The following is an 18,448-nucleotide window of genomic DNA, read 5'->3' as shown; positions in this document are numbered from 1 at the left end:
TCTTTAAATCTTCTATTAAACTCCCTTTCAAGTAAATCACCAATCCTATTTCAAGAGTTAAAAATTCTTAAAATCATAATAATGCAAACATCTATTTCTTCCAGTTTGTTTTGCTTTGTATAAGGCTTTATCCGCATTTTCAATTATTTCACTTATATCTATACTACTATTTTTACAAGTATCAATACCAATACTAATCGTCAAATCATCATTTAAGAATTTTTTTACAACCTTACATAACTTTTTTCCAAATACTTTGCTTTTTCTATAATCTTTGCATATAGACAATATTAAAAATTCCTCTCCTCCATACCTTATAACAGACATGTCCTCTTTTAAATATTTTTTTATTATCATAGTTATATTTTTAAGAGCAATATCTCCATTATAATGACCATGAGTGTCATTGTATTCCTTAAAATAATCTACATCTATCATAAATGCAGAACTGTACTCACTAATCTCTTGTTTTTCTAAGAAATTATTTAAATATGCTCTATTATAAGCATTTGTCAAAGGGTCGATGTATTTTTTCTTATCTAGATCGAGTTTTATTTTTTTCATATTATTTATTTCTTTTTCGATATGCTCATGTCTATAATTTAAGGAGTCTATATAATTTCTATTCCTAGCTTTCATATACATCTGTTTTAACTCATAGTACATTTTAAAGTATCTCATACTCATTTCATAATCTTGTATCTTCTCAAAACACATGTGTATAGTTTTATATGCTTCTTTCACATAATTATAATTTTTAGCTTCTTTAGCCTTTTCAAGAAGTTTTTTGCTTGTAATCAAGGACTTTTCATAATCTTCAAATATATAATATATATTAATCTGATGATAAATCACTTCTAAATCATATATTATATACTCTTCTACATTATTTATGTTATTTAACAAACTTTTAGCCCGATTTAAATAACAAGTTGATTTCTCAAATGATTTTTCATTACTTTCTGCATAGTACATAGCTAGATTTATACATAAGTCTAATTTTTCTACTTCTTTTAAATCTTGATTCTTAAATTTTTCCAAATATACTTCAGATTTTGCTAAATTATTTATAGCACCTGAATAGTCTTTAGTTTTTATTAATAATTTAGTTATGTTATTTGATGCTCTATACTTTTGAATCATATTTACGTTTGTATATTTCTTATTCTTTATTACTTCATTAAAGTATCCTCTTGCTCCTTCATAATTTTCAAAGGAACATTCACATTCCCCTAGCTTTATATCGCATAGTGAGCATACTTCTATATCTTTTGATAACTCTGCATATTTTCTTGCTTTTAAGAAATTCATTTTAGCAATTAATGCATCATCTAAAAACAAAAAATATATCTTACCAATTATAAAAAAATATATTTTTTTACAATTAAAATCATTAGTTTCTTTTACTTTTATATATAAGTCTTCTATTTCCTTAATTATTATAGAAGAATCAATACATTTACTTGCTTTAATATAAATCAATTGAGATTCAAAGATAATTTCTTCCACTAAAAAATTGCTCCCCTTACAAATAAGATTAAATTTATCTATATATAGATCTGCTCTATTTACATCTTCATTCTTTAAACTTAAAATGGCTATTTGTGAATAAAATCGTGCTAAAAACACATAATCTTTAGGTAAGTATTGTTCAATATATTTACAGGAAATCAAAATATACTTTTTCATTTTTTCACTAAATCCTTGAATACCATACAGTAAAGCTAGCAAAAAATTTAATTTTAATAACATTAAACTACTTTGTTCAGTTTTGTAGGAATTAATTGAATTGTTAATTTCATCAATTCTTTTTTCAAAAAAGTTATCATTATTTAATAGTTTTTCATTCAAGGTCAGCTTAAACATTGAATCTAAAATTATACTATCTATATCTTCCAAATATTTATTATATATTGTAACCCACCTCCGACTTTCATTATCTCATAAATTTAGTAATTTTCCATACTATTTTTAAAAAAAGTCGGTGTCTTAATTTAGAAATTTCTCCTAAATTAAGACATAAATTACACTAAACTATACAATTTTCTATTTGAATTATATAATCTTGACAATTTTCGCAAATTATCACACTTACAATGTAACTATTATCAACTTTATTTGCTCTTGATAATTTATTAAAAGACATCCCTTTATAATCACTAGATATATTACTTATTACATATTTTCCATCCTTACTAAAAATATAAAAATGATATTCTAAAAACGGAAAGAATTTTTTCTTTTCTTTTACACCCTCCAAGCATAATGGGCATGCTTCTTGATAGTATTCTATATCAAAATCAACATCTTCTGATTCATTAAGTATCTCAATTATTTTTGGAATGCTTATTTCTTGAATTGGACTTTCTTCATCATTTATTAAAGCACTGCAATTATCTTCTTTTAATAAATATTCCTTGTCTTCATATATAAACTTGTACAAACTCATATTATATCCTCCTAATAATTATTAATCTCCCAAGTTATTCTACCACTTAAACATTCTTAATAAAAGTAATTGTTATATAATTTTATAATATTTCTTATTAAGTAAGTTATATACATATATTGTATACATATAATTTACTTAATTATCTTAAAACCCAACTTTACGTTTTGAACATCCAGTTTTTCAAAACCTATTGTCAAAATTCACTTTACCTATTAATATAAGTATATGAATACAGAGATTGGATATAGATGTAACACACTTAACTATTTTATAAGATACGATTTAGTATCAAATTTTATATATTGTATAGGGGGAGATACAGATGTATAAAGATAAAAGTGATGAATGTATACACTTAATGACTGCATATATTGATAGCATAAGTGGATATTATTCATTTATAGACACACAATTAGATGACTTTATGGTGAAGTATGGTGAAAACATTGTTGATTCAAATTTACATAGCATAATGATGTTGCTTTGTAAATGGGGATTAGCCTAACATTTCGAGCAACTTTTTTGTATATTGTATTCTATATTATTTATTCATTGATAAAAAAGAAATTGACATAAATTTAAAGGCTATATATAGATTAAAAAAATCTATATATGGCCTTTTTGAATTTTAATAAATATCCTATATATATACTATATCAACAAAAACAATTTAAGTTTATTTATCTAATATGCTATAATTTACTTACCTACAATAATAAAAATATCTAATATGTATTATTCAGTTTAACTAATCACAATATCATCTCTTCATTTACAATTAAGATATTTTCAATATAGTAATACTCAATTTTAATATAATGAAAAGGAGAATTTGATATGAACTATAATGAATTATTAGAATCTGCTAGAGATAACTTTAATGGAAAATGTAAAGTCTGTAAGATTTGTAATGGATTAGCTTGTGCTGGAAATGTTCCTGGCATGGGAGGAAAAGGAAGTGGCTCTTCTTTTATAGAAAATAGAAGAAGCTTGGAAAGAGTAAAAATAAATATGAGAGTAATACATAATGTTTCAAATCCAGATACTACTATCGAGTTATTTGGTAAAAAAATGAGTGCTCCTATATTTGCTGCACCTGTATCAGGTACTATGTTAAATATGGGTGGTAAGATTTCTGAAAAAGAATACATAGAACCTGTTGTTAGAGGTTGCTCTAACTCTGGAATCTATGCCATGGTTGGAGATACCAATGTAGATACTTTTTTATTGGATAATTTAGACGTTTTAAAAGATAATGCTGGAGATGGAATTGTATTTATAAAGCCTTGGAAAAATTCAAAGATAATAGAAAAAATTAGATTATCTGAAGAGGCTGGTGCTTTTGCAGTTGGTGTAGACCTTGATGCTTGTGGATTAATTAATAATCAGCTTCAAGAAAATCCTTTTTCACCTAAGACAGTTGAAGAGATTAGAGAGTTGGTTGAAGCGACTAGATTGCCTTTTATAATAAAAGGGATTATGACTGTGGATGATGCTTTGATGGCTGTAGAGTCTGGAGCTAGTGCTATTGTTGTTTCAAATCATGGTGGAAGAGTGCTTGATTATACTCCTGGTACTTGTGAGGTGCTTCCAGATATAGCTAAGGCTGTAAAAGGAAAGATAACTATACTTGCTGATGGTGGTGTTAGAACTGGTGTTGATGTGGTTAAGATGTTAGGTTTGGGTGCTGATGCTGTTTTGATGGGAAGACCTTTTGTTACTGCTTCTTTTGGTGGAGGTCTTGATGGTGTTGAGTTTTTTATAGATAAGGTTAGGAATGAGTTATGTGAAACTATGATTTTGACTGGTTGTCAAGAGGTTAAGGATATTGATGGTAGGGTTATATGGAAATGATTATAAAACATTTAAAATCTTATTAAAATTAAGAAAATATTTTATTTAAGCCTTAGATATGATATTTTTCATTTCTATAGGTTATTGATTAATAGAAAGCATTACTTGCACTTTTTACAACAATAAAAAGGCTATTTCACTAAAAAATAATTCTATATCTTTTTTACACGAAAAGTTCCAAGTTTAAAAAATATTAATATTTTGTATAATAACTATATGTTAAAGAAAATAACATACAGTTATTATACTACTTATTTATATTTATGTGAATTTAACTAAAGTCCATATTGTGCTAATTTAGTCCATGTACCTAAGCCAACCACACCATCAGAAGTTAATCCATGACTACCTTGAAAAGATTTAACTTTACTATATGTAGTATCACCAAATAAGCTATCCACTTTTAAGGAATAACCAGAACCTTTAAGTAATAACTGTGTTAAATGTACTGGATTTCCAGATGTCACATGCCCATATCCAACATAAGTTGTCACATATACTCTATAGTTTTTACTCCCACTTACATCAAAAAATGAGTCATAATATTTAACCGTAAAATTATCAATTACAGCATAAGGTATAGCATCTATATTATAATTTTGTACCTCATCAATTGGAATGAATATTTCAGCATCTGGCTCTGGTATTATACCAAGTTCTTTGCAAGTTTCATCATATTCATCCTTTATTTGTTGTGGTGCATTTTCATAGGTAAATGTATAACCTTGAAAATTTGCTTCTGCAATTGGTTTTTGAGTAGATTCTTTTTTTACATCATTTTCTGTATCTGCAAATACTATTGTACTTCCTAGTATCAGTAAACAACATATAATTGATACTATTTTTCTAGCTTTTTTAAACATAAAACTCCTCCTTGATATTTTAGAATCTATTAAAAGTTTCTATTATGAATTTTTACATCAATCATTTGTGTTTATTTCAATATCATTTTGGTAAGTTGGTTTATTTTTACTTGTATCCTTAATAACATCAAATTTTCCAATTGAACTATTTATAGCACTCATATAAATAGCTTCAAAATTTAAATATGTAATTGATGATAATAAACATAAAGTTATTGCTATTAAAACACCACTTTTAAATTTTTTATGCACAATACTTTCAAGCCTCTTTTCTAAGTTTGTCTTACTAAACTCTGTTGTCAAAATCCCACTTTGATAATTTTTACTTAACTTAATTGACTTTATAAGTGCTAATGCATATTCTTTCTTATCTTTTAAAGAACAATCATTCAAGACACTTTCATCACAACACAGTTCACAATCGATATTTACTCTATTACTCATGATATAAACAAGTGGATTAAACCAATATATTATTTTCACAAATAATACTGCAAACTTTATTAAAAGATCTTTGTTTTTAAAGTGCATCAATTCATGTCTTAAAATCCAATTTAACTCATCCTTACTATAAGGATAATCTGGTAAAAATATGTACGATTTGAACAATCCCATACCTGCTGGACTTATCAGTTCATCGGAACCTCTTAATTCAATTTTCTTTCTTATTTTTAATTCTTTCAGTAAATCCTTATACATACAGTTAACATCATCATCTTCTATATCATAAGATACATCGACAACAAGATTTTTAAATTTTGTATACTTTACAAAAGTATACACTGCAATAACTATAGCTACAAATATCCATAAATAAGCTAAATACAACATAAAATTATTATCTGTAGGAACAGTGATTTCTGTAATATTATTTCCTACTACATTATTACTTTTTGATTCTTTTACTTCATACACTATTGTATAATTAAAAAGAAAAAGCAACATTCTAAAGACTATTACTAACCAAATATAATAATTGAACTTTTTACTAAAATTCTTAAATAAATATCTTTTCAAAAATAATAATAGACAAATACCAAGACTACATATAATAGTTGTCTGTATAAGATTTTCAAAAACTTGTATCATATAACTATTCATCCTTTAAATTATCAAAGTAATTTTCTAGAAAATCCAGCTTATTTTTATCTATAGCTTCATCCTCATGTAAAGCTGAAATTAAACTTACCAAAGAATCATTATGTATATTACTTAGGAAATCCTTTGTCTCAAAGTTTAAGTATTCCTGTTGCTTAACCACTATTGTGTAATGTGTATATCTATCTATTTTTTGAGCATATAAGAATTCTTTTTTTACTAGTCTTGATAAAAGTGTCAGTGTTGTAGTTTGTTTCCATCCATATTCTTGCTCCATTGCTTCAATAACATCTTTTGATGTCACTGTAGCATCTACTCTCCAAATAAATTTCATTACTTTCAGTTCTGCTTGTGGTATTTTTTTTATCATGATTTACACCTCCCCCAAAACTCTTTCTAACATAATTCTACAACAAGAGAATTTTTTAGTCAAATACTTTATGAAAAAATTGTGAATTTTTACATTTTATGTTAATTTTCTAATCTTTTTTAAAATATTATAAGTTAGATTTAATAATATAATTCATTAAATTTTTATTATATTATTAATAACGACAATATATTAATATTTTTTATCTTGAGTAGTATCTAATTATGAATATTCTTTTTTACACATAAAGAACATTATAATACTTTTTTGGGAAATAAACTAGACTAATCTTTAAATCACTTTTGATATTAAATTTTTATGTATATTTTTTAAAAAGCTTTTGTTTCAAAGCTAAAATACTTTCTTTGTTTTATTACCACACTATAGTGTAAGTCAATTTATGCATAAATAAATTCTATCTCAATAGAGTCTTATATGCAAGAGAATTAAAGCAAACCTTTTCATCCAATTTTTACCATATAAGCTTTTTAAAATTCTTCTTTTTTCATATCCTATCATTTCCTAAAGCTTTTTCTAGCCTAAATTAATAATAGGCACTTTTTAACACACAACCATATAGAAGTATTTCCATATAATTTATCCATTCATTTTATTTTTTTGAGCAAAATTTATTTCACAATTTAAAATATTTTTTATTTTCTCATAATAATATTGAATAATGGATTATATTCTAGTATTATATAGGTGTAGAATAAAACTAAATCGGCAAAACTAGAGAAATTTAGTGACGCAAAGCTATAGGGACTAAGACTTATAAAGTATCTTATGAGTTATGTCAGCCAGTTGCCAAAAAGATATTTTCTTTTTGTTTTTATGAAAGTTTTTTAGGGGGATGTAAAATGTTTATGGAGAAAATAGATACATGTACACATGTATTAGCTGCTTATATTAGTAGTTCACATGATTATTGTAATTTTATAGATACACAGTTAGATGATTTTATGCTAGAGTACGGAGAAAATGTAGTAGAATCATATTTATACCAAGTGATGTTCTTAATAAATAAGTACAATTAGATAGATTTTATTTTCTAGAAAATCCTTTTTAGTTTTATCTACTTTTAAATAGTCTTACAATAAATGATACAAATTTAATTCAAATATATTTATTTTTTATAAAATTCGATATAATGAAGATGTAAAATAACATCAAAAACAAAAAAAGAAACTACAATCTATTGCTCTAGAGTGAAGTTTCATAACCAATCATAGTAAGTTATTTTTTTTATAACACTCAATTTTTATATCAAGCTAAAAATCGCTCTTTCACTAAGAGTGACTTTTTACTTTTTGAGAAATAATATATATTTCTTAAGAAAAAATAAATGTATATAAATCTAGCTGTTAAAATAACACTCTAAATAAAAATTTCCTCATTTCTCCAACTAATTTCTTATTAATAGATTGACTGTAGAATATAAAACTATAAATATTTTCAAGAATATATAAAATAATTTGCCACCAAATTACAACTTATAGTAGCAATATGGTGACAAATCAAACTTTTGTTATATTCTATATTTTTAGCTTTCAATAACTCTTCCTTTATAAAATTCGCATCTAAACCACATAAATCTGAATATTCAGATTTATGTGGTTTAGAATTTATTAAATCACTTGGCTCTAAATTCAACTCAATTTCTTCTTTTAACAACATCAGCTTTATCCCCTGAATTTTTTATAAATTCTAAATATTTAAAACATTAATTTTTAATATAAAAACACTTCTCTAAACTTATTTTATCATAAAGTCTTATTCATAATATATTCATACGACAAAAATCATTCGACAAAGTAAAAAAATATACACTAAAAGCACTCATATAAAAATAATACTTTTAGTGTATGTTAATGTATATATCTAATACAATTATAACTTGTCTTATGTTTTAGTATGATAATTTTTGTTCGTTTTAGTATTACAATATGTATTATAGTTTTACTCATTTAGATTAATAATCACATATATATATAATATTTAGCGACTTTATCCAATGATAATTTATTTTATGATATAATTATTATAAAATTTCAAATCATTTTCGTATTGTTAAATGAAATTTATTCAAAATTACTTAAGTTATGGAGAGTTTTATTATGTTAGATATGTTTATAACAATTATTTCTTCTGTTATAGAAATTTGGGTGTGCAAAAAAGTGTTTGATTACACAAGTAAAGTAAAAACTAGTTTAATAAATTTATATTTTTTAATTTCAACCTTTATTATTATTTCTACTTTCTATACTAATGTTGGTGCTGATAATAGAATATTAATATGCATTTTTGTAATGTTTATTTTTTATAAATTAAATTATGAGGTTAATATATCCAAATGTTTAATAGTTTTGTTTTCTTACTGGGCAATATTGGTGTGCATAAATGCATTAAGTATGATAGTGATAGTTTCAATAAATAATTTGAGTTCTATGAATATTTTATTAAATGATAATTTTTATAGATATGAAACTATAGTTTTAGGAAATATAGTTCTTATTGCTCTATTGTACATTTATAAATTCATATCTAACGATTTGCAAGTGACTAAAAGAGAAATTTATATGTGCATACCAATAGTAGCAAATATGATATCATTTTTTATATTTTATAAATATATCTTAAAACTTCTAGATATTTCTTCTACTACCAGATTAGATATCTTAATTATGGTACTATTATTAACATTTTCTAATATAGCATTGATTTCTAGCCTAGTTAAAATATTAAAAAGTAATAAAAATTATATTGAATTAACTAAACTACAGGAAAAAATAAATGCTGAAAATAAATATTATAGTAATATAAAAAAATATTACATTAAAACAAAAGAACTAAACCATGATATGAAAAATCATCTTATTTGTATTAAGGAAATGAATAAAAAGAATATTGATACTAGTAATTACATAAATAACATAGAAAAAAAGCTTGATGAATATAGTACTGTATTTGATACAGGAAATATTACTTTAAACATTATATTATCAGAAAAAAAAGAACTTTGTATAGAAAAAGGAATTGATTTTAGAATTAATATAAACTTTAGTGATTGTAATTTTATTAAAGAAGAAGATATATGTTCTATATTTGCAAATGCATTAGATAACGCAATCGAAGCTTGTGAAAAGATTAAAAATGGTGATAAAAAAATCAAATTGCAGGGAATGATAGTAAATAGATTCTTTGTAATAAAAATTACTAATACAAAATCAAATGATATTTTATTGAAAAAGAATACTTTTTTAACTACAAAAGAAGATAAAGAATTTCATGGATTAGGAATAAAAAGTATAAAAAATTCTTTAGAAAAATATGGTGGTGCAATTTCTATAAATTTCTCTGAAAATTTATTTTATTTAAATATGATGATACCAATTGGAAAATCACAAAAAGATTCAAATATTGCATATGAGAATAGTTGATATCCATAATTTATTAATAAAATTATTTAAGGAGAAAGTTAAATGATAAAATCTTGTGCTGATAAAATAGCTTTTTTGTTTGTTTTAAATCAAGTAATAGAAAAAGATGATTTAGAAATCTGTTCATATGGGTTAGAGATTTTACTATCTTCTATAATAAATACTTTAGCTTCATTAATGATAGGTTTGGTATTAGGTAAATTGATTTATTCTATAGTATTCTTAATATCTTTTTGCATAATAAGACAATTTTCAGGTGGCTATCATGCAAATAGCAATAAAAACTGTATCCTAATTTTCAATAGTATTTTTTTTATCTCTATGGTTTTGGGAATAATTTTAAACAATTCTAATCCTATTCCATTATTTTTAGTGATATTGTCTAGTTTTAACTTTATAGGCATTTTTATTTTTGCTCCAGTATGCCATGCTAACAATCCACTGAATGAAATAAAATATAAAAAAAATAAGTTAATGTCAAGAATTATATCTATAACTTTATTCTTGACTATTCTTCTAGGATGCAGATACTTATCTATTTACAATTATGTTGTATACACTTTTTTAGCTTTATTTTGGATAAATTTATTGCTAATTATTCAAATCGTTATAAATAAAAAAATAATATAAGGAGATGTTAACATGAAAAAAATTCTATATCATTTTATGAAAGTATGTGGTGTATTAGCTATGTTTGTAGCATTTTTATCTGCAAACACAACTTCTCTGTGGCATGTATATCAACCAAAAACACCAGAAAAACTAAAAAATTCTAAAAATCACTAAAAAGAAGGTAGCAGCTATCTTGAACAGCACCCTATTTAGTAGACACAGTAAACAAGATACTGTAAAATTCTACTAAATGGGGTGATTTTTTTGATTAAAAAATGTAATGTAAGAAAAACATATAGTGTTGAATATAAATTATTAGCAGTTAAAGGACACATAGAGGATGGCGTGTCATATAGAAGATTAGCTGAAGAATTTAAAATTCATGAGCAAATGATAATTAAATGGTGTAAGAAATATAGAGAACTTGGAATAGACGCTCTTGAAGAACAGCGAGGATCTTGTAAAGGATCTTCAAAAGGAAGACCTAGAACTAAAGAACTTTCAAAGATGATGAAATACTTAAACTTAAAGCAGAAAATGAATATTTAAAAAAGTTGTTAAATTTAGAAAGGTTGTGATACACACAGTAGATAAATATCGTATTATACATAGCATGAGAAGTAATTATACAGTAAGTTTTTTATGTTCAATTATAGACGTCTCTAGAAGTGGATATTATAAATGGATGTTGAAACAAAAATCTCCCGATAGGGATTATGATTTAAAACAAAAGATTATTGATATATATAATAAATCTAAAAAAGTATATGGATATAGGCGTATTAAAGCTACGCTTTTTAAGAATTATAAAATAAAAGTAAATCATAAAAAAATTATTAGATTGATGAAGTCTTTAGATATAAAATCTTTAATTCGTAGAAAAAGATTTAAATACTCTAGCCAAAAAATATAATATTTGATAAAGTAGAACCTAATATATTAAATAGAGAATTTAAGTGTGATAAACCTAATACAAAATGGGTCACAGATATAACATATTTGTACTATGGAAAATCTCTTCAGAGAATTTATCTATCTGCTATAAAAGATTTATACAATAATGAACTCATTTCATATGAAATGAGTTCTACTTTAGATGTTAAATTTATACTAGATACAGTTACTAAGGCTATAAATAACCTTTCTGATTCAGATAAGAAGTCACTATTAATTCATAGTGATTAAGGGTTTCACTACACTTGCTGGGATTATAAAAATATCTTGAAAATAAATAATATTACTCAAAGTATGTCTAGAAGAGGAAATTGTTATGATAATGCCTATATGGAAAATTTCTTTGGTCATCTTAAAAGTGAAGAGATCTACTTAAATTCGTATACTTCAAGAGATGATCTAGAAACTGCTGTTCATAGCTATATACGTTGGTATAACTATGATAGATTACAATCTAAATTAAATAGCAACACACCTATAGAATATAAGCGTGCTGCTTAAAAATAACTATCTTATTAAAAACTGTCTACTAAGTAGGGTTCAGTTCAACTACTCTTCTATCCACTTAGTTAATATAAAGCATATTAATATTATTTTTTTAGAATACATTAAATCAACAAAATGACTTTAATATATTTATTAGATATTTTTCGCTCTCAATGCTTAAAGCTTTCAAATATACACAATAAGAGTTTTCATTCGTAAAAATTTCGATAATATTATCTTGTTTATTTACACTTACTATATCTTTAAATTTGATATGATTTTTAGTATTTTTACCTCTAAAAATATATTTATCATCAATCAAAATATCATCATCTGTAATTGAAATATAAAGCTTATTTTTATACTTTATTAAAAACTTATATGTTTGTTCAATATAAAAACCTGCAAGAAATAAGAATAGAAAAGTTACTTTGAATGCACATATTATTGAAAATATTATTACAAGAATACTTATAATATATATTTGTTTAAAATAACCTCTATCAAGATAATTTATCAGCATTGAAAACCACTCCTATTATTATCTTATTTACATTTCACTTAGTTAATGTAAAAGCTCAAAATAAATTCAAAAAATATTACTTATAACTTAGTATTTACAATCCTTACAGTATTTATTTTCAAAATATCAGTCACTGCACATTTATATATTTATTATATCATAGTTTCTATAATCAGAATTTTAGTTCGCTGATTAAATTACTCATAGAAAACAAATTTTTTAACATTATTAATAATTTATTTTTAAATTTTAATTGTAGGAAACATAGTAGTTTAAACTACTATGCTATCTACTTAGTTAATATAAAACGCAGGATGATTGTCGTATTTTTATAACAATAAATACAAATTTACATACCACATAGTTAATATAAAACCCCAAAATAGATTGAGCACTTTCAAAACTTTAAGTCACATAATCCTTTTAAAATTGCAGTGAGCGAGTAATAGTGTTTTTTGACACTTCACAAAAAACCTATACAGTACAGTAAATTCAACGACTGCGAACAAACCATCAAAAAAAACGAACACTGCAAAATCTCTATATATTTATTGTACCATAAAAGAAGTTCTATTAAATACAAGAATTACATAATAAATTAGATTAAATATATTCAAACAAAAAGAACTTGTGCGAACAATCTTTTTGTTTGAATTCTTGAATTAAATTGTAACAAGTTAATTTATTCCATCTACGCCATTATAAAAAGTCCTCTTCTATGATGGCACAAATAATATTGACATCCTCAACATCTATTAATTTGTATACCAAATAGTTATTTATATTCAAAATAATCTTCTCCATCTTGGTTATAAAATAATATTCTACTTGCCAATCCTTGTTCATATTTATAGTTTTCTTTATCACCTACATAAGAAAATGTCAATGACATACTTCTTGATGGGTCTAATGAAATTATATCTAAATAAATAGTACATTTTTCTCCTGGTTTTAATACACTAAAACTATTAAAATCCATTTTTATTTTAGCATATTGCTCCATATATAATGTTGAATTAGCTTCTCCATAAACCTTTAATTTTGTTATATCTAAATTTTGTGTACTTGTATTTTCTACATTTATAGGAACAGTTGGGTCTTTATATTCTTCAGTATAATATTCAAGGTTTTCATCGTAACATTCAAGATAGCTTCCTTTATCTTTCCAAATTATATGATTCGAATCAAAATCAATCTTTAATCCACATATTATATTCTTATTTGAGGCTGGAAGGCTAATGTTATTAATTGTATTTTCACACTCTAACATAATTTTATCACTTAGATTTCCTATCCCTGTTACTTTTGTAGCGTTTTTAAGCATATCTTTATTACTTCCAATATCAACTAACGCTATTGGAGTATTTTGAGCTATTGTAGAACCAACAAGCGCATACACTAAATCGGTTCCACTTGCTATGTAAAATTCTTTTGTCCCATTATAGAACTTATTTACTATCTTCTTATTAGTATCATATCTATCTACTCCACCCAATCTAGTTGAATTAGTATCATTTACTAAGTTATCACTCATTGATGAAGTACCACCTATCGCATAACTTTCTATTCCAGTAGTATTAAATGGTACACTTTTCCCATCAGTCAATACTATGGGTGCTTTATCTCTAACAGCCACAGAAGCAATACTCATAGCATCTGGTTCACCTTTGAAAGCATTAGTTAATATTACCTCACTTACTTTATCAATAGAATTTATTTCTTTTGCTACATTGTAACTTGTCTTAATCCTATTGCTTCCTTGAAGTCTTTTAGTCTCTATTCCTTTATCTTTTAGAAAGGTTTCTGTTGCCTTATCAATAGAACTTTCTCCACCAATTATATACACCTTGTTAGCTTTCTCTACTCTCTTAAGAGTTGCATTTGGTATGTTATTCTTTTTAGTTAAAAGAATTGGCGCATTTGTAGCTCCTGCAAGTCCACTTGCACTTAGACCATCAGCCATAGTACTATCTGCATTTACAAGTATTGCAGTAGTATAACTTTGTTTATCTGCAATAATCCCAGCAGTTTCATATTTATCTGCTCCTTGAATTTTATCAATTTTATCAAGTGCATTTGCAGATACAGGACAACCAGCAACAAACATTGACATAGCTAACCCTAATGATAATAATTTCTTTGATTTCAAAATATCTCCCCCTTTTTTCATGTCTCTCAATCAAATTGTATAACAAACATATATTATATGTTGTCGAAAGTACAAACTATTTCTACTCAATTAACGACATTAAATAACATTAGAATAAATTATTTTCTTATAATCTTATTCTTTATAATATATATAATTATTATAATATAATTGAAGTATTTTACTTTAACCATATTATTTAATTTTGAGAGGAAAAACTTTATGAAAGGTGGCGTAAGAAAACGTGGTAAGAAATGGTATTGTTACTTTAAATTAGCCATTGTAGAAGGAAAAAGAAAGAAAATAGAGCGTGTAGGTGGAGATACTAAAAAAGAGGCTCAGCCAGCTCTTAGAATAGCTTTAAATGAATATGAAGATTGTGGAAATGTTTTTGACGAGAATAATATTAGCGTATCCGATTTTTTAGATTTTTGGTACAAAGAATATGTAATGCTTAATTGTAAATTTCAGACTCAAAATAATTATAAACGTGCAATAGAAAATCATATAAAACCAAATTTAGGAAAGTACCGATTAAAACTTATAACACCCATGATTATTCAAAAATTTTTGAACGATAAATCTAAAGAAAATTATTCTAGTGGCACTATAAGAGTAATCAAGGGTGTTTTAAATAATTCTTTTAAGATGGCTGTCCATCCATACAGATTTATAAAGGAAAATCCTATGCTTTATGTCAAAATTCCTAGGTACTTTGATTCAGATTGGGTTTGTACCAAAAAAATGGTTCTCAAATAACATTACATAACTTAAAAAACATGTCACGAACTATAAATAGAGAATTAGGAATAGATTTTAATTTTCATAGCTTAAGACATACCCATGCCACTATGCTTCTTGAAGCAGGAGCAAATATAAAAGATATACAAAAAAGACTAGGTCATAATAAAATTGCCACTACTATGAACACTTATTCTCATGTAACTGATAAAATGAAGACTGAAACAGTGAATATTTTTGAAGGAATTATAAAGTAATTTGCCACCAGATTGTAATTATGGTGGCAAATGGGTGGCAAATCACCTATTTTGTTACATTTTTAGTTATTCAAGACCTTGAAAACGCTACATTCTTTATATTTTTAATCAATTTCTGACTTAAATGGAGTGTCATCAGCTTTTGCTATTCTGTATTCTTTATCAGTTATATAACCAAGTTCATGCATTTTATACAACACAGTCAACTGTCTCTTCTTAGCCTCTCCATGGTCAATATACCTCGCAGGATTATTGGTCATACCCGCAAGCATAGCACACTCAGCTAGGTTTAACTCTCCAACTTTTTTACCAAAATACACTTCAGCTCCTTTTGCAGCTCCATATGCATTTTTTCCTAGGTACATATTATTTAGATACGCTTCAAGGATTTCATCTTTACTCATAATCTTATTCATCTGCTTTGCATTATACATATCCCTTATTTTTCTCTTCATAGTTTTATCATCACTTGTAAGCAGATTTTTTGAAACTTGCATGTCTATAGTACTTCCACCTTGTGTTGTGTCTGTAAACACATTATTAAGTACTGACCTAACTAAGGAAATAACATCTACTCCTTTATGCTTATAAAATCTCTCATCTTCTATTGAAACTATAGCCTGTTTTAAGTCCTTTGGCATTTGTTTTATACTGACAACCTCACTACTTATATATTTAGACTTAATTAATTTTTTAGTGACTTCAGGTGAACCTTTTATAGCTGAAACTGTAAAAATTGCACCTGCCACTGAAAATATAATAAGTGCCACTAACATAACAGATAATAATGCTCTAGCTATTTTAATTCTCTTTTGCTTTCTTCTTTTTTTGCTTTTTAATTTTCTATCTCTTTGCTTGTACTCAACTCTTCGTCTATCTCTCTGACTATAATCTGTATTTAAAGGTCTTACATTATCTCTTGTAAAACTATCTCTTTTTATAATATTTTGTGAATCTACCTTTTCACTCATTCTTTTACTAGAGGCTGTCTGAGAATTTTTATTTTTTTTACTTGTTGAAGTATAAGAATGTTTAGATTTTTTATTACTATCTTTATTATTACTAACTTTTTTACGTCTTATTTTATTATTATCATCATCATTGTAATAACCCATTTTAGTCTCCCTTCTTTATATAAGGTACATTATACATTGTTCCACAAAATAAATCAAAGAACAAAATTGTAAGTTTAAGGGTCAATTTTATAAAGGATATTTTCACTAATTTTCTCTATATTTGCGATTAATATTCATCTTTTATTTTTAAAAATAGCTTTGCAGTTGCTAAAGTGTCACTATCAGCTCTATGAGCATTTATATTCTCTATATTGTAATAAGCACAAGCTGTTTCAAGCTTCTTATTTTTTCCTTTATAACTTTTACATTTTTTTAATAATTCTAGTGTACATATATAATTATTTATTGGCTCTAAATCCAACTTTCTAAGATAGTAATTTAAAAACTTTAAATCAAATTTTGCATTATGTGCAATTATAGTTCTATCACCTATGTATTTTCTAAATCTAGGTAAAACCAACTCTAAAGACTCCTCTTTTTCTACCATTTCATTACTTATGTGTGTCAATTCTGTTATAAATGAAGAAATTATACCCTTAGGTTTTATTAACCTTGAATAGTTTTTTACAATTTCGTCATTTTTTATTTCTGTTACACCTATCTCTATTATTTCACAACCTTTATATGGATCTAATCCTGTAGTTTCTAAATCTACAACTACATATTCTCTCATATCTCTTCTCCTTATTATCAAATGGATATATTTATATTCTATATTTATGCAATATACTAATCAATACTTAATTTTATATGATATATGAAATTTTTACAAATTTTACTAAATATACAGCAGATATTCCATTATAAATAAAGATTATTTTACTATAATAATTAAATTTTTATCTTATTATCATTTAATCTATTTTGATAAACATTATTATTTAATTTTTTATTGCTTAATTCTTTAAAATCTAAACTTTTACATTGTTCATCATTTTCCCATATTCCTGCCTGCTTATTTCCATCACTTTTATATAATACACCTTTGCCATTTTTCTTATTATCTAAGAAATAACCTTTATATATATCATTATTTGGATAAGTTAATTTTCCTAGACCATTTTTAAAACCATCTTTAAATTCCCCTGTATATATTGAACCATCTTTATAAGTATATTTACCTATTCCATGCATCTTATCATCTTTCCATAACCCTTCATACCTTTCCTTACTTGAAAAAATATATGTTCCAAATCCATTTTTCTTCCCATCAATAAACTCACCTTTATATAAGTCTCCATTATCATATTTGAATACTTTTTCTCCCTTTAATTTCTTATCAATATTCTTATTTTTATCGCTATTTCTATCTTGTGTATATGTTTTTTCTCTCCTTGTCTCAATTAAATCTCTATCATAACGAAAACCTTTTTTTGACTTATTTTTTATACTAGTTTTTTTCTTATTAATAAAAACTCTAGCTAATTGAATAAATATAAATGCAGATGATAAACATATAAACACACATACTATTGTTCTAAAATAACTAGTTATATTTTCCATAAAAATCACCCTTTTACTATAAAAATTTATTTAAAATACCTAATATAATATATATTTTTATTAGTTGGCA

General features: G+C 25.1%; 23 protein-coding genes and 1 riboswitch. Of the genes, 12 read left to right on the top strand and 11 right to left on the bottom strand.

Translation table 11 applies throughout. The features are described from left to right. Positions 1–57 precede the first annotated feature (57 nt). The gene (locus IC175_RS11455; RefSeq protein ID WP_227824147.1) at positions 58–1,689 is read right to left on the bottom strand and encodes a GGDEF domain-containing protein; all 1,632 of its coding nucleotides are present in this window, start codon (positions 1,687–1,689) and stop codon (positions 58–60) included. Between the two features lie 340 nt (positions 1,690–2,029). Next, positions 2,030–2,449, bottom strand: coding sequence for a DUF3785 domain-containing protein (locus IC175_RS11450; RefSeq protein WP_227432650.1), 420 nt, complete (start codon positions 2,447–2,449; stop codon positions 2,030–2,032). Between the two features lie 325 nt (positions 2,450–2,774). Here IC175_RS11450 and IC175_RS11445 point away from each other — a divergent pair, with 325 nt between their 5' ends. Both IC175_RS11445 and IC175_RS11440 read left to right on the top strand, forming a co-directional pair. Then, complete coding sequence (locus IC175_RS11445) at positions 2,775–2,957, top strand: hypothetical protein (RefSeq protein ID WP_227432649.1); 183 nt, start codon at positions 2,775–2,777, stop codon at positions 2,955–2,957. Positions 2,958–3,289: 332 nt separating this feature from the next. Next, on the top strand, positions 3,290–4,306 hold the full coding sequence (locus tag IC175_RS11440) for an alpha-hydroxy-acid oxidizing protein (RefSeq protein WP_227851531.1): 1,017 nt from the start codon (positions 3,290–3,292) through the stop codon (positions 4,304–4,306). A gap of 275 nt (positions 4,307–4,581) precedes the next feature. Here IC175_RS11440 and IC175_RS11435 read toward each other — a convergent pair whose 3' ends face one another. From IC175_RS11435 to IC175_RS11425, 3 genes are read right to left on the bottom strand one after another with little or no spacing between them, the layout of a single operon-like run. Next, on the bottom strand, positions 4,582–5,169 hold the full coding sequence (locus IC175_RS11435; protein WP_227851530.1) for a peptidoglycan-binding domain-containing protein: 588 nt from the start codon (positions 5,167–5,169) through the stop codon (positions 4,582–4,584). 57 nt (positions 5,170–5,226) lie between these two features. Next, entirely contained in the window at positions 5,227–6,270 is a 1,044-nt protein-coding gene (locus IC175_RS11430) for a M56 family metallopeptidase (protein ID WP_227851529.1), read from the bottom strand. Next, positions 6,263–6,637 (bottom strand): BlaI/MecI/CopY family transcriptional regulator, encoded by a 375-nt coding sequence (locus IC175_RS11425; protein ID WP_255612849.1) that lies wholly within the window; start codon positions 6,635–6,637, stop codon positions 6,263–6,265. The genes IC175_RS11430 and IC175_RS11425 overlap by 8 nt, the downstream gene beginning before the upstream one ends. A gap of 715 nt (positions 6,638–7,352) precedes the next feature. Further along, positions 7,353–7,449, top strand: a riboswitch (cyclic di-GMP riboswitch). 48 nt (positions 7,450–7,497) lie between these two features. On the opposite strand from IC175_RS11425, the gene IC175_RS11420 reads away from it, so the two are divergent. Continuing rightward, on the top strand, positions 7,498–7,674 hold the full coding sequence (locus IC175_RS11420; protein WP_227824151.1) for a hypothetical protein: 177 nt from the start codon (positions 7,498–7,500) through the stop codon (positions 7,672–7,674). 418 nt (positions 7,675–8,092) lie between these two features. Here the strand turns inward: IC175_RS11420 and IC175_RS11415 are convergent, their stop codons facing one another. Then, the gene (locus tag IC175_RS11415; RefSeq protein WP_227851528.1) at positions 8,093–8,314 is read right to left on the bottom strand and encodes a hypothetical protein; all 222 of its coding nucleotides are present in this window, start codon (positions 8,312–8,314) and stop codon (positions 8,093–8,095) included. 440 nt (positions 8,315–8,754) lie between these two features. On the opposite strand from IC175_RS11415, the gene IC175_RS11410 reads away from it, so the two are divergent. From IC175_RS11410 to IC175_RS19670, 7 genes are all read left to right on the top strand, one after another. Continuing rightward, positions 8,755–10,077, top strand: coding sequence for a sensor histidine kinase (locus IC175_RS11410; protein WP_227851527.1), 1,323 nt, complete (start codon positions 8,755–8,757; stop codon positions 10,075–10,077). A gap of 42 nt (positions 10,078–10,119) precedes the next feature. Next, positions 10,120–10,707: an accessory gene regulator ArgB-like protein gene (locus IC175_RS11405; protein WP_227824154.1), complete on the top strand. Its 588-nt coding sequence runs from the start codon at positions 10,120–10,122 to the stop codon at positions 10,705–10,707. A gap of 12 nt (positions 10,708–10,719) precedes the next feature. Further along, entirely contained in the window at positions 10,720–10,863 is a 144-nt protein-coding gene (locus IC175_RS11400) for a cyclic lactone autoinducer peptide (protein ID WP_227824155.1), read from the top strand. Positions 10,864–10,953: 90 nt separating this feature from the next. Then, a complete protein-coding gene (locus tag IC175_RS11395) occupies positions 10,954–11,238 on the top strand; it encodes a helix-turn-helix domain-containing protein (RefSeq protein ID WP_227851526.1) in 285 nt (94 codons plus the stop codon). 64 nt (positions 11,239–11,302) lie between these two features. Beyond that, positions 11,303–11,602, top strand: coding sequence for an IS3 family transposase (locus IC175_RS19680; RefSeq protein ID WP_413927248.1), 300 nt, complete (start codon positions 11,303–11,305; stop codon positions 11,600–11,602). Next, entirely contained in the window at positions 11,599–11,874 is a 276-nt protein-coding gene (locus tag IC175_RS19675) for a DDE-type integrase/transposase/recombinase (protein ID WP_413927247.1), read from the top strand. The genes IC175_RS19680 and IC175_RS19675 overlap by 4 nt, the downstream gene beginning before the upstream one ends. A 36-nt stretch (positions 11,875–11,910) precedes the next feature. After that, on the top strand, positions 11,911–12,144 hold the full coding sequence (locus IC175_RS19670; protein ID WP_255613168.1) for an IS3 family transposase: 234 nt from the start codon (positions 11,911–11,913) through the stop codon (positions 12,142–12,144). A gap of 112 nt (positions 12,145–12,256) precedes the next feature. Here the strand turns inward: IC175_RS19670 and IC175_RS11380 are convergent, their stop codons facing one another. Together IC175_RS11380 and IC175_RS11375 are read right to left on the bottom strand one after the other, a co-directional pair. Beyond that, positions 12,257–12,652 (bottom strand): hypothetical protein, encoded by a 396-nt coding sequence (locus IC175_RS11380; RefSeq protein ID WP_227851524.1) that lies wholly within the window; start codon positions 12,650–12,652, stop codon positions 12,257–12,259. A 775-nt stretch (positions 12,653–13,427) separates the two neighbouring features. Next, positions 13,428–14,801, bottom strand: coding sequence for a cell wall-binding repeat-containing protein (locus IC175_RS11375; RefSeq protein WP_227851523.1), 1,374 nt, complete (start codon positions 14,799–14,801; stop codon positions 13,428–13,430). Between the two features lie 222 nt (positions 14,802–15,023). Here IC175_RS11375 and IC175_RS11370 point away from each other — a divergent pair, with 222 nt between their 5' ends. After that, positions 15,024–15,560 carry an N-terminal phage integrase SAM-like domain-containing protein gene (locus IC175_RS11370; protein WP_413927246.1) on the top strand — a complete coding sequence of 179 codons (537 nt, stop codon included), beginning with the start codon at positions 15,024–15,026 and terminating at the stop codon, positions 15,558–15,560. Further along, the gene (locus tag IC175_RS19665; RefSeq protein WP_413927245.1) at positions 15,533–15,799 is read left to right on the top strand and encodes a tyrosine-type recombinase/integrase; all 267 of its coding nucleotides are present in this window, start codon (positions 15,533–15,535) and stop codon (positions 15,797–15,799) included. The genes IC175_RS11370 and IC175_RS19665 overlap by 28 nt, the downstream gene beginning before the upstream one ends. A 104-nt stretch (positions 15,800–15,903) precedes the next feature. Here IC175_RS19665 and IC175_RS11365 read toward each other — a convergent pair whose 3' ends face one another. The 3 genes from IC175_RS11365 to IC175_RS11355 all read right to left on the bottom strand — a co-directional run bounded on the left by IC175_RS11365 (position 15,904) and on the right by IC175_RS11355 (position 18,378). Further along, positions 15,904–16,914: a biosynthetic peptidoglycan transglycosylase gene (locus IC175_RS11365; protein WP_227851522.1), complete on the bottom strand. Its 1,011-nt coding sequence runs from the start codon at positions 16,912–16,914 to the stop codon at positions 15,904–15,906. Between the two features lie 127 nt (positions 16,915–17,041). Beyond that, positions 17,042–17,548, bottom strand: coding sequence for a PolC-type DNA polymerase III (locus tag IC175_RS11360; RefSeq protein WP_227432643.1), 507 nt, complete (start codon positions 17,546–17,548; stop codon positions 17,042–17,044). A gap of 158 nt (positions 17,549–17,706) precedes the next feature. Next, positions 17,707–18,378: an MORN repeat-containing protein gene (locus tag IC175_RS11355; RefSeq protein WP_227835345.1), complete on the bottom strand. Its 672-nt coding sequence runs from the start codon at positions 18,376–18,378 to the stop codon at positions 17,707–17,709. Positions 18,379–18,448: the final 70 nt, after the last annotated feature.

Source organism: Clostridioides sp. ES-S-0123-01, from assembly GCF_020658415.1.
Classification (GTDB): domain Bacteria; phylum Bacillota; class Clostridia; order Peptostreptococcales; family Peptostreptococcaceae; genus Clostridioides.
This window is presented reverse-complemented; position numbering and strand designations above follow the sequence as displayed.